We start from the raw sequence: 12,065 nt of genomic DNA, 5'->3' as shown, positions 1-12,065 counted from the left end.
CGAATGACGCTGCCGTACTACGCGTCGGCCGAGCAGATCATGCGCGACAAGACCGAGCTCGCGCGCAAGGGCATCGCCCGGGGTCGCAGTGTCGTAGTCCTCGTCTACGACAAGGGCGTGGTGTTCGTCGCCGAGAATCCTTCGGCGACGCTGCACAAGGTGAGCGAACTCTACGACCGGATCGGCTTCGCGGCCGTCGGTAAATACAACGAGTTCGAGAACCTGCGCCGCGGCGGAATCCTGCAAGCCGATCTGCGCGGCTACCAATACGGTCGCCGCGATGTCACCGGCCGGGCGTTGGCCAATGCCTACGCTCAGTCGCTCGGCTCGATCTTCACCGACCAGCTCAAACCCTTCGAGGTCGAGATCTGCGTCGCCGAGGTGGCCTATCCGGAACAGGATCGCAGCGCGGTGCTGTACCGGATCACCTTCGACGGCTCGATCGTCGACGAACGCGAATACGTGGTCATGGGTGGCACCACCGAACCCATCGTCACCGCGTTGAAGGCGTCCTACGAACCCGGCCTGGATCTGGCGAGCGCTATCGGCGTCGCGGTCAAGGCCTTGCAAGCCGGGCTGCCCGAGGGCGATAAGGACAAGCGGGTGCTCGGCGTCGCCTCCCTCGAGGTCGCCACGCTGGAGCAGGCGCGGCCCCGTCGGGCGTTCCGACGGATCGGACCGGCGGTTTTGGAGCGATTGCTCGATACCTCGGCAGCCGGCGCGGGCACCGAAGCCGAAGCGGAAGCACAGGCGGAGGCCGCCGGCGACGGCGAGGACGGCAAGAAGTAGAAGCAGCCCATTCGGGTCGTATGCGGCGCTAGCCCCGTCGCATACGACCCGAATTCGGCTCGGGGCCCGGTCGCACGGACGGAGCGAGGACCGGATACGACGCGCCCCTCGGGGCGTTATGTCGATACGTCGAGTTGCTGTGTGGATGCTGTGCGGCCATCCACCAAAAATTTCTCGCCCGCGCGGCCTCACCGACGAACGATTGCCGTCCGAATCGTTGCCAACCCGTATACATACGGGTTCTCCGATCCCCGCGCACGGGCTGGTCATGGCTGTAATGTCGATAGTGTGCAGCGACGAATCATGGGGATCGAGACCGAATTCGGTGTGACGTGCACCTTCCACGGACACCGCAGGCTCAGCCCCGACGAGGTGGCCCGGTATCTGTTCCGCCGGGTGGTGTCCTGGGGTCGCAGTTCCAACGTGTTCCTCCGCAACGGCGCCCGGTTGTACCTCGACGTAGGCTCACACCCGGAATACGCCACCGCGGAATGCGACAACCTGGCCCAGCTGGTCACTCATGACCGGGCCGGTGAGCGGGTGCTCGAGGAACTGCTCATCGACGCAGAACAGCGACTCGCCGAAGAAGGTATCGGCGGGGATATCTACCTGTTCAAGAACAACACCGACTCGGCGGGCAACTCCTACGGCTGCCATGAGAACTTCCTCGTGGTCCGCGCGGGCGAATTCTCCCGGATCTCCGATGTACTGCTGCCGTTCCTGGTGACCAGGCAGCTGATCTGCGGTGCGGGCAAGGTGCTGCAAACGCCGAAGGCGGCCACCTTCTGCCTGTCGCAGCGGGCCGAACACATCTGGGAGGGCGTCTCCTCGGCGACCACCAGGTCGCGGCCGATCATCAACACCCGCGACGAACCGCACGCCGACGCCGAGAAGTATCGCCGTCTGCACGTGATCGTCGGTGATTCGAACATGTCCGAGACCACCACCATGCTCAAGGTCGGCACGGCCTCGCTGGTGCTGGAGATGATCGAGGCGGGCGTGTCCTTCCGCGATTTCGCGCTCGACAATCCGATCCGCGCCATCCGCGAGGTCAGCCACGACCTCACCGGACGCCGCCCGGTCCGGCTGGCGGGCGGGCGCCAGGCCAGTGCCCTCGAGATCCAGCGCGAGTACTATGCGCGCGCTGTCGAACATCTGCGCAACCGTGATCGGGACCCGCAGGTCGACCAGGTGGTCGACCTGTGGGGCCGCACCCTCGACGCGGTGGAGGCGCAGGACTTCGCGAAGGTCGACACCGAGGTCGACTGGGTGATCAAGCGCAAACTGTTCCAGCGCTATCAGGACCGCTACAACATGGAGCTGTCCGATCCCAAGATCGCCCAGCTCGATCTGGCCTACCACGACATCAAACGTGGTCGCGGCGTATTCGACCTGCTCCAGCGCAAGGGTCTGGCCAAACGGGTCACCGAGGACGACGCGGTCGACGCCGCGGTGGAAACACCTCCGCAGACCACCCGCGCCAAACTGCGCGGCGATTTCATCACCGCCGCCCAGGAGGCCGGACGCGACTTCACCGTCGACTGGGTGCACCTGAAGCTCAACGATCAGGCCCAGCGCACGGTGCTGTGCAAGGACCCGTTCCGCTCGGTCGACGAACGGGTCGACCGGCTCATCGCCTCGATGTAGCGCGCACTCGCCGACGGCGTCCGACGCCGTCGGCGAGATGAGTTTCGACTCACCCGCCACCCGGCCGATCCGATTACCCGTGCGCCGCCGCAACATCACCGCACGCGGCGCATTACCCTGTTCGAGTGGCGATATCCAAGGTCGAGCGGTTGATGAATCTGGTCATCGCCCTGCTGTCGACCCGGCAGTTCCTCACCGCCGAGCGGATCAGGGACAGCGTCGCGGGGTACGAGGACTCGGCCAGCGACGAAGCGTTCAGCCGGATGTTCGAACGCGATAAGAACGAACTCCGCGATCTCGGCATCCCGCTGGAGGTGGGGTCGGTCAGCCGGTTCTCCACGGTCGAGGGCTACCGGATCAACCGTGACGCCTACGAGCTCCCCGATATCGACCTGACCAGCTCGGAAGCGGCGGCCGTCGCCGTCGCCGTGCAGATGTGGGAATCGCCGGAGCTGGCCGCGGCCGCCGAAGGGGCGCTGCTCAAACTGCGTGCGGCGGGCATCCACGTGGAAACCGAAGCGGGCCTGGCGTCGGTGCCCGCGGTGCCCGCGCGGACCCGCGGATCCGAACCGGTACTCGGCAAACTGCTGGCCGCCGTGGACGCCGGACAAGCGGTGCGGTTCGAGCATCGCGGCGCCGTCAACGCGCCCTATCTCATGCGTGATGTGGAGCCGTGGGGTGTGGTGACCCATCACGGCCGCTGGTATCTGGTCGGCCACGACCGCGAACGCCACGCCATCCGCACCTTCCGGCTCTCCCGCATCGGCGAGGAGATCACCCCGTACGGTCCGCGCAACGCGGTGCGCAAACCCGACGACGTCGACCTGCGCGAGATCGTCACCAGGGTGACCGGCACCGCCCCGGTTTCCGGTTCGGCGACGATCTGGGTGGCCGAAGGCCGCGGCCGCGAGCTGCGCCGACTGGGCGTCGCCGGTGGGGCGCGGACCATCGGCGGGCGCGCGGGCACCGTCATCGAGGTTCCGGTGCGATCCCGCGACTGGATCGCGCGGCTGATCACCGGACTCGGCCCCGACGCGGTGGTACTCGCTCCCCGTGATCTGCGCGAGGACGTCGTGGCGCGGCTGCGGTCGGTGTTCGACCATACGGAGGTCACGGCATGAGGGCGGTTGCGGCAGGAGACGGCGGCATGCGCCACGGCCGACAACGTCCGATCCTGCTCGGAGGTGACCGCACGATGGGGTGTCGCCCGCAGGAGGCGGCGCGTATCACCATGGCGGGCGTCCGATCAGGCCAGGAGGAACCAGCATGAGCAGCCGGTTGTCGGTGCGGCTGTCGCGGCTGCTGAACATGGTCCCGTACCTGATGGCCCATCCCGGGATCAGCGCCGCCGAAGCCGCCGCCGATCTCGGTGTGACCACCAAACAGCTGATGAGCGATCTGAATCAGCTGTGGATGTGCGGTCTGCCCGGATACGGGCCCGGTGATCTGATCGACCTGTCGTTCTCCGAGGAGAGCATCGACGTCACCTTCTCCGCCGGTATCGATCGCCCGCTGCGCCTGACCTCCACCGAGGCCACCGCCCTGCTGGTGGCCTTGCGCTCGATCGTCGACACACCAGGCATGGTCGACCCGAGCGCCGCCCATTCCGCGATCGCCAAGATCGAATCCGCCATCTCCGGTGCCGCCCTCGAGGCCACCGACAGGCCGCGGCCGGTGGAGGCGCCCGCGGTAGCGACCGTGCGCGCGGCGCTGGCGGCCAGGCACGCGTTGCGGCTGGTGTACTACTCGGCCAGCCGCGATGTGGTCTCCGAACGCCTCGTCGACCCGATCCGGATCGTGCTCGTCGACAACAACAGCTACTTGCAGGCCTGGTGCCGCGAGGCCGAGGGTGTGCGCCTGTTCCGGTTCGACCGGATCGAGGCGGCCACCGAACTGGACGAACCGGCCAGTCCGCCCAGCGAGGCCACCGACGCCGATGCCGCGCTCGACCTGTTCCAGGACGATCCGGCCCTGCCGCTGGCGCGGTTGCGGATCCGCGACGATTACGGCTGGGTCCTCGACCAGTACCCGATCCAGCGGCTGGCCGTGCACGCCGACGGCAGCATGGAGGCCACCATGCGGTTCGCGACACTGGACTGGATGGCGCGGCTACTGCTCGGCTTCGGCTCCGGGGTCACCGTGCTCGGACCGCCGGAACTGGTGGCCGCGGTGCGGGAGCGGTCGAACGCGGCGCTGGCCGCCTACGACGAAGCGGGTTACGAGGAGGCAGGACCGGCTTGACGAATCGGGTCATGGTGCTCGGCGCGGGCAGTATCGGAACCTTCGTCGGCGGGAAACTGGCGGCGGCGGGCGCCGAGGTGACCTTCGTCGGCAGGCCGCGACTGCTCGACGAGATCAGTGCGTCCGGTCTACAGCTGACCGACCTCGACGGCGGATCGGCGACCGTGCCGGCCGACCGGTTCTCCGTCGCGACCGAACCGGAGGCCGCCGAGACCGCCGATCTGGTGCTGATCACCGTGAAATCCGGCGCGACGGCCGATGCCGCCCACAGCCTCACCGGCAGGCTACAGCCCGGGACCGTGGTGCTGAGCTTGCAGAACGGTATCGGCAACGACGGCGTGATCCGCACCGTGCTGCCCGGTCACGTGGTGCTCGCGGGCATGGTGATGTTCAACGTCGTCCAACACGGTGGCGGCCATTTCCACCGCGGCACCGACGGCGTCATCGCCGTCCACGACGATCCCGCGCTCGACCGTTTCGCCGCCGACTTCGACCGGGCGGGCCTGCCGCTCGACCGACACGCCGACCTGCTGCCGGTGCAATGGGCCAAGCTGCTGCTGAACCTGAACAACCCGGTCAACGCCCTGTCCGGGCAGCCGCTGCGCGCCGAACTCGCCCAGCGCGACTACCGGCGCTGCCTCGCCCTTGCCCAGCGTGAAGCACTCGATGTGATGAACAGCGCGCGAATTCGACCCGCCCGGCTGACGCCGCTGCCGCCGTCGCTGATGGCCCGGCTGCTCACCGTCCCCGACGCGGTGTTCGAACGGGTCGCCGGACGGGTGCTGGCAGTCGACCCGATGGCGCGCTCGTCCATGGCCGATGACCTCGCCGCCGGTCGCCGCACCGAAATCTCTTGGCTGTGCGGCGAAATCGTCGGCCTCGGCGCGATGGTCGGGCGGCCGACACCGGTGAACCAGCGACTCATCGAGTTGATCCTGGCCGCCGAACAGGGTGACGAGCGTCGCTGGAGCGGATCGGAGCTGCTGGGACAGTTGCGGGAAGCGGCCGCCCAGCGCGGCGAATGAAACTCCGCCGCGCCGGCTGAACACCCGGCCAACAGGGGCCTACGCGCGGGTTCGCCCACTTCACGGTCCGGTAGCATCGGTGTCACCACAGTCTTTGGAGGTAGAACATGGGCAGTCTGAGCATCTGGCACTGGCTGATCATCGCGGTCGTCTTCGTGATGTTCTTCGGCGCGAAGCGGATGCCCGACGCGGCCCGCAGCCTCGGCCGATCGCTGCGGATCTTCAAGAGCGAGGTCAGCCAGATGCAGAACGAGGGCGGCAACTCGGCCGGTTCCTCGGCTGCGCCCGCCGCCCCCGCGCAGCAGCTCCCGTCCGGTCAGGCCGCGAACCCGGCGCCCGCCGACCAGCCGCGCACCGAGTCGAAAACGCTCTGATCGATGCGCCGACCGGAGTGAGTTCGGACTCACTCCGGGTATTTTGCTGTTGGCGTCCGGCCATCGCTCGGCGTCGACGGTGAGCGGTCCGGGCACGCGAGCACAAGGGCAACCACACACACCATGCGAATTCCGTTCGACCCCCGGCGCAGCAAGCGCAGGACCAACCCCGACGGCACCATGTCGTTGGTCGAGCATCTCCAGGAGCTGCGTACCCGGCTGCTGATCTCGATCGCCGCGGTCCTGGTCACCACGGTGCTCGGGTTCTTCTGGTACGCGCATTCGTTCCTCGGCATCGAAAGCCTCGGCGAAATCCTGCGCGGACCCTACTGTGGGCTGCCATCGGAGGCGCGCGCCTCGCTGACCCCGGACGGCGAGTGCCGCCTGCTGGCCACCGCACCGTTCGAGCAGTTCATGCTCCGGTTGAAGGTCGGTATGACCGCGGGCATCGTGCTGGCCTGCCCGATCTGGCTGTACCAGCTGTGGGCGTTCATCACCCCCGGCCTCTACGCCAAGGAACGCAAGTACGCGATCGGCTTCGTCGCCTCCGGTTCGGTGCTGTTCGTCACCGGTGCGGTGCTGGCCTATGTGGTGATCGCGCACGCGTTGAGCTTCCTGCTCTCCATCGGCGACAATGTGCAGATCACCGCGTTGAGCGGTTCGGAATACTTCAGCTTCATCATTCAGCTGCTGGTGATCTTCGGGGTCAGTTTCGAGACGCCGCTGCTGATCATCGGACTCAACCTGATCGGTGTCCTCACCTACGCCCGGCTCAAGGCCTGGCGGCGCGGCATCATCTTCGGTCTGTTCGTCTTCGCCGCCATCGTCACCCCGCAGGACCCGTTCTCCATGCTGGCGCTCGCCCTGGCGCTGACGCTGCTGTTCGAGCTGGCCGTGCAGTTCGCGCGGATCAACGATGCGCGCAAGGCTCGCCGCGAAAGCACCGAGGGCTGGGGTGACCTCGACGACGAGCAGGCCTCGACCCTGTCGGGCCCCGAACCCGTCGGATCGGCCGACCCCATCGCCGGAGCCGAGCCGGTGGCGCCCCCGGAGAAAAGCACCCGGCCGGTGTCGGACTACTCCGATACTCTCTGACGGGTGACACAGAACCGGTCGCTGACAGGCGAGCTGGACAGCTTTTCCGCCGATCTGACCTTCAGGTTGGACCCGTTCCAGCAGCAGGCATGCCGCGCCCTCGAAGAGGGACACAGCGTGCTGGTGTGCGCACCCACCGGCGCGGGTAAGACCGTCGTCGGCGAGTTCGCGGTACACCTGGCGCTGGCCACCGGCGGCAAATGCTTCTACACCACGCCCATCAAGGCACTGTCCAACCAGAAATTCGCCGATCTCACCGCGCGTTACGGCCGCGACAAGGTCGGGCTGCTGACCGGTGATCAGTCGATCAATTCGGGCGCCCCGATCGTGGTCATGACCACCGAGGTCCTGCGCAATATGCTCTACGCGTCCTCCGACGCGCTGCACGCGCTGTCCTATGTGGTGATGGACGAGGTGCACTACCTGGCCGACCGTTTCCGCGGCGCGGTATGGGAAGAGGTCATCCTGCATCTGTTGCCGGAGGTACGGCTGGTCAGCCTGTCGGCCACGGTGTCCAATGCCGAGGAATTCGGCGCGTGGATGGAGACCGTGCGCGGCGATACCGCCGTCGTGGTGGACGAGACCCGGCCCGTCCCGCTGTGGCAGCACGTGATGGTCGGGCGGCGCATGTTCGATCTGTTCGACAGCAATTCCTCCGAACAGAAGGTGCTCGTCGACGAAGACCTCGTCCGCTACATCCGCCATCGCGAGAGCGCCGACCGGATGAACAACTGGGGCGGCCCACGCGGCCGTGGCGGCGGGCGCCGCGACTTCCGTCCACTACCGCGCCCCGAAGTGCTGGCCAAGCTGGACGAAGAGGGGCTGCTGCCCGCCATCACCTTCATCTTCAGCCGGGCGGGCTGCGACGGTGCGCTGGCGCAATGCCTGCGTTCGCGACTGGACCTGAGCCGCGACGAGGATCAGGACCGGGTCGACGCGATCATCGAGAAACACACCGGCGAGCTGCCGAAGGCCGATCTCGAGGTGCTCGGCTACTGGGAGTGGAGTGAGGCGCTGCACCGCGGACTGGCCGCCCATCACGCCGGTATGCTGCCCGCGTTCCGGCACACGGTCGAAGAGCTGTTCGTCAACGGTCTGGTCCGCGCGGTGTTCGCCACCGAGACCTTGGCGCTCGGCATCAACATGCCCGCCCGCACCGTCGTGCTGGAACGGTTGGTCAAATTCAACGGCGAATCCCACGCCGAACTCACCCCCGGCGAATACACCCAGCTCACCGGTCGCGCCGGACGTCGCGGTATCGACGTCGAAGGTCATGCGGTCGTGCTGTGGCAGCCCGAGGTCGACACCAGCGCGGTGGCCGGTCTGGCCTCCACCCGCACCTACCCGCTGCGCAGTTCGTTCCGGCCCGGCTACAACATGTCGATCAACCTGATCGACCGGATGGGCGCCGACGAGGCGCGGACGCTGCTGGAACGGTCGTTCGCACAGTTCCAGGCCGACCGCTCGGTCGTCGGACTGGTGCGCGGCATCGAGCGCAACGAGAACCAGTTGCGCAAACTCGCCGGACAGGTCGGCGGGGTCGACGGCGATTTCTTCGAGTACTTCTCGTTGCGTGAGCGGATCAAACAGCGGGAACGTCAGATCGAACAGCAGGGCCGGGCCGATCGGCGCGGCGCCGCGGTGGCGGCGCTGACGTCGCTGCGGCGCGGTGACGTCGTCGCGATCCCGTCCGGCCGTCGTGCGGGGCTCGCGGTGATCCTGGAAGCCGACGCCACCCCCGGCGATCCGCGCCCACTCGTACTCACCGAGGACAAATGGGCGGGCCGGATCTCGGTCGCCGATTTCCCGGTTCCCGCCCAGGCCCTCGGGCATATGCGGTTGCCGCGCCGGGTCGATCACCGCACCGCCCGCACCCGCCGCGATCTGGCCTCCGCCCTGCGCAGCACCGGTATCGCCGCACCGGGGCGGCAGCGTCGCGGCCAACGCTCGCGCGCCGCCGACGATCGAGAACTGGACACCCTGCGGCGCAGCCTGCGCGCCCATCCGGTGCACAGCAGGCCCGACCGGGAACAGCTCAGCCGGATCGGCGAACGCTACGCCCGGCTGACCAGGGAAACCGACACCATGCGCCAGAAAGTTGCCGCGACCACGAACTCGCTGGCCCGCACCTTCGACCGCATCCTCGGACTGCTGGAGGAACGCGGTTTCGTCCATGCGGGCGAGGTGACGAAGGACGGCCGCCGACTTGCCCGGATCTACGCCGAAAGCGATCTGCTGGTCGCCGAATGTCTGCGGCAGGGGCTGTGGCGCGGCCTCGGCCCCGCCGAACTGGCTGCGGTGGTGTCGATCCTGGTCTACGAATCGCGTCAGGAGGGCGGGTACCTCGGCGCCTCCGGTCCGACCGAACCGGTGCGGCGAGCCGTCGGCGCCACCGTCGCGGTGTGGTCGCAGCTGCGTACCGACGAAGCGCGACACAAGCTCGCACCCACTCGTGAACCGGACCTCGGATTCGTCACCGGCATCCACACCTGGGCGCGCGGGGACGGGTTGGCCGAGTCGTTGCTCGCCAGCGGCGACCACGGTTCGCCACTGTCGGCGGGCGATTTCGTACGCTGGTGCCGTCAGGTCATCGACCTGCTCGACCAGATCCACGGCACCGCCGACGATGTCGAGGTCGCGGCGACCGCGGCCAAGGCGGTACGAGCGATCCGGCGGGGTGTCGTCGCGGTGGACGCCGCGTGAGGAAAGCGTTTGTGATTTGATTTCATTCGCACGCGGGGGGCTACCGTGTGCATAACGATGCGAGTGGAGGCAACCAGATGAGCGGCCCGTACGGACCGAACGACGCCCCTGGTCCCGGGGAGGGACGCAACGATCCCACCCAGCACTGGGGCGGACAGCAGGCGCCCGGCGGGGCCGGGCCCACCCAGCAGTGGGGTGGTCAGCAGCCGTCCCCGGCGCAGCCCACCCAGCAGTGGGGCGGTGGTGAGCAGGCGGCGCAGCAGCAGTGGGGACAGCAGCCGAACCAGCCCCAGCAGCCGAACCAGCAGTGGGGGCAGCAACCGCAGCAGCCCAACCAGCCCAACCAGCCGCAGAGCCAGCCGTGGGCGCAGCCCCAGCAGCAACCGCAACAGCAGCAGTGGGGGCAGCCTCAGCAGCCGCAGCAGCAGTGGGGGCAGCAGCAGCCGCAGCAGGACTGGGGTCAGCAGGGCCAGCAGCAGTGGAACCCGAACCAGCCGCAGCCGAGCGGTAGCGGTGGCGGGGGCAGCAAGAAGGGCCTGATCATCGGCCTCGCGGTGCTCGGTGTGGCGATCGTCGGCGGCATCGTCGCGCTGATCCTGCTGCTGACCGCCAAGGACGAACTCGACCAGGCGGCAGTGCAGTCCGGTGTGGAGAAGGTGCTCTCGGAGTCCTATGACATCAAAGACGTCTCCGACGTCTCCTGCCCGGCCGGTCAGGAAGTCAAGGTCGACGCCACCTTCACCTGCGACCTGAAGGTCAGCGGTGAGGCCAAGAAGGTCAGCGTCAAGATCACCAAGGACGACGGCACCTACGAGGTCGGCCGCCCGAACTGACCCTCACCCGAGCGGGCCGCGGGATTCGCGGGGTCCGCTGGACACGTCCGGTCGAGTGCTGTTCGTGGCGAACCTCAGAGCCCGGGGTCCGCGATGAACACCGCACTGTCCGAACCGAATTCCATTCGGTGGAGCGCCGATATCGGCACGGCCCGCGCAGCGGACCGGTCGATGTCGGCGCTTCCGTATGTCGGGAACACCCCAGCGATGAGGTCATCAATGTCGACGGCCGCGGCTGAGCCGTCCGCACGGCACACGGATGCTGAGCTGTCCGCGCGGCACACAGAAACGGGCTGGACAAGAATCCGACGGCCGGTACGACCTCACGGCGGTGGTCGGTGATGAGGGGATCGGCTGTGGCGCACGGGAAGTGGAGGTCAGGTGCGTGGCGCTCCCATGGCCGCGATGAGGCGGGTGATGGGGCTCTCGGCGTTGTAGGTGAGGGCCAGTTCGCGTAGCCGGTCGGGGTCGGCGGGGGTGGCGGGGAGGATGTCGGGGCGGGAGAGCGTGACGTCGGCGTCGCGGACCACGCGGACCACGGGTGCGGCGGCGGTGAGGTAGGTGTCGGCGGCGCGGAGTTTGGTGCGGATGCCCTGGGCGAGATCGGCGGTGGGATCGTCGAGGGCGGCGCGCAGCGCGTCGAGGGAGCCGAAGCGGGTGATGAGGGTGGACGCCGATTTCTCGCCGATGCCCGCGACACCGGGCAACCCATCGGAGGCATCGCCGCGCAGCGTGGCCATATCGGCGTAGGCGGGGCCCGCATTCTCCAGCGGCACACCGTATTTCGCGGACACTTCGGCGGGGCCGAACAGCTCCGCCTTGGCCAGGCCGCGGCCCACGTACAGCACCCGGATCAGTGGTGTGGGCGTATCGCGCACGAGTTGGAGCAGGTCGCGGTCGCCGCTCACCACGATCACATCATCGGTCTGTTCCCGCGTCGCGAGCGTGCCCAGGACGTCGTCGGCCTCGAGGCCCTCGGCGCCGCCGGTGGCGATCCCGGCCGCCGCCAGCACCTCGAGGATCATCTCCACCTGCGGGGTCAGCCGGTCGGGCACCTGCTCCGCACCGGGCGCGGCCTCGGCCGAGGTATCGAGACGGTGGGACTTGTACGTCGGCACCAGATCGACCCGGAACCGCGGCCGCCAATCCAGATCGAGGCACACCACGAGCCTGCTGGGGGAGTGCCGGGTGATGAGCGCGGCGACCATATCGGTGAAACCGCGCAGCGCGTTCACCGACCGGCCGTCGGGCGCGGTGATCTTCTCCGGGATCGCGTGGAAGGCGCGGAACCAGAGACTGGCGCCATCGAGCAGCAGCAATGGTCCGGTGGCGGGAGCGGCAGACGTCACGGGCCGAGG

At 68.1% G+C, this 12,065-nt stretch carries 10 protein-coding genes; 9 read left to right on the top strand and 1 reads right to left on the bottom strand.

All coding sequences use genetic code 11. From position 1 onward, the window contains the following. Positions 1–3: 3 nt before the first annotated feature. The 9 genes from prcA (at position 4) to QH168_RS23845 (ending at position 10,707) form a co-directional block, all read left to right on the top strand. Positions 4–789 (top strand): proteasome subunit alpha, encoded by a 786-nt coding sequence (gene prcA, locus QH168_RS23885; protein WP_280237019.1) that lies wholly within the window; start codon positions 4–6, stop codon positions 787–789. A gap of 288 nt (positions 790–1,077) precedes the next feature. Continuing rightward, positions 1,078–2,436, top strand: coding sequence for a Pup--protein ligase (gene pafA / locus QH168_RS23880; RefSeq protein WP_193364722.1), 1,359 nt, complete (start codon positions 1,078–1,080; stop codon positions 2,434–2,436). Positions 2,437–2,561: 125 nt separating this feature from the next. Then, positions 2,562–3,557, top strand: coding sequence for a helix-turn-helix transcriptional regulator (locus QH168_RS23875; RefSeq protein ID WP_280237018.1), 996 nt, complete (start codon positions 2,562–2,564; stop codon positions 3,555–3,557). Positions 3,558–3,702: 145 nt separating this feature from the next. Continuing rightward, complete coding sequence (locus QH168_RS23870; RefSeq protein ID WP_280237017.1) at positions 3,703–4,677, top strand: helix-turn-helix transcriptional regulator; 975 nt, start codon at positions 3,703–3,705, stop codon at positions 4,675–4,677. Beyond that, entirely contained in the window at positions 4,674–5,702 is a 1,029-nt protein-coding gene (locus QH168_RS23865) for a 2-dehydropantoate 2-reductase (RefSeq protein WP_280237016.1), read from the top strand. The genes QH168_RS23870 and QH168_RS23865 overlap by 4 nt, the downstream gene beginning before the upstream one ends. 107 nt (positions 5,703–5,809) lie before the next feature. Then, positions 5,810–6,076 carry a Sec-independent protein translocase subunit TatA gene (gene tatA, locus QH168_RS23860; protein ID WP_280237015.1) on the top strand — a complete coding sequence of 89 codons (267 nt, stop codon included), beginning with the start codon at positions 5,810–5,812 and terminating at the stop codon, positions 6,074–6,076. A gap of 123 nt (positions 6,077–6,199) precedes the next feature. After that, a complete protein-coding gene (tatC, locus tag QH168_RS23855) occupies positions 6,200–7,171 on the top strand; it encodes a twin-arginine translocase subunit TatC (protein WP_280237014.1) in 972 nt (323 codons plus the stop codon). 3 nt (positions 7,172–7,174) lie between these two features. Continuing rightward, complete coding sequence (locus tag QH168_RS23850; protein ID WP_280237013.1) at positions 7,175–9,874, top strand: DEAD/DEAH box helicase; 2,700 nt, start codon at positions 7,175–7,177, stop codon at positions 9,872–9,874. Between the two features lie 77 nt (positions 9,875–9,951). Continuing rightward, entirely contained in the window at positions 9,952–10,707 is a 756-nt protein-coding gene (locus QH168_RS23845) for a DUF4333 domain-containing protein (RefSeq protein WP_280237012.1), read from the top strand. A 377-nt stretch (positions 10,708–11,084) separates the two neighbouring features. Here the strand turns inward: QH168_RS23845 and QH168_RS23840 are convergent, their stop codons facing one another. After that, positions 11,085–12,056: a 5'-3' exonuclease gene (locus QH168_RS23840; RefSeq protein WP_280237011.1), complete on the bottom strand. Its 972-nt coding sequence runs from the start codon at positions 12,054–12,056 to the stop codon at positions 11,085–11,087. Between the last annotated feature and the right edge of the window lie 9 nt (positions 12,057–12,065).

The organism is Nocardia cyriacigeorgica, from assembly GCF_029868385.1.
GTDB lineage: Bacteria > Actinomycetota > Actinomycetes > Mycobacteriales > Mycobacteriaceae > Nocardia > Nocardia cyriacigeorgica_F.
The sequence above is the reverse complement of the archived record's forward strand: the minus strand, read 5'-3'. Positions and strand labels throughout refer to the sequence as shown.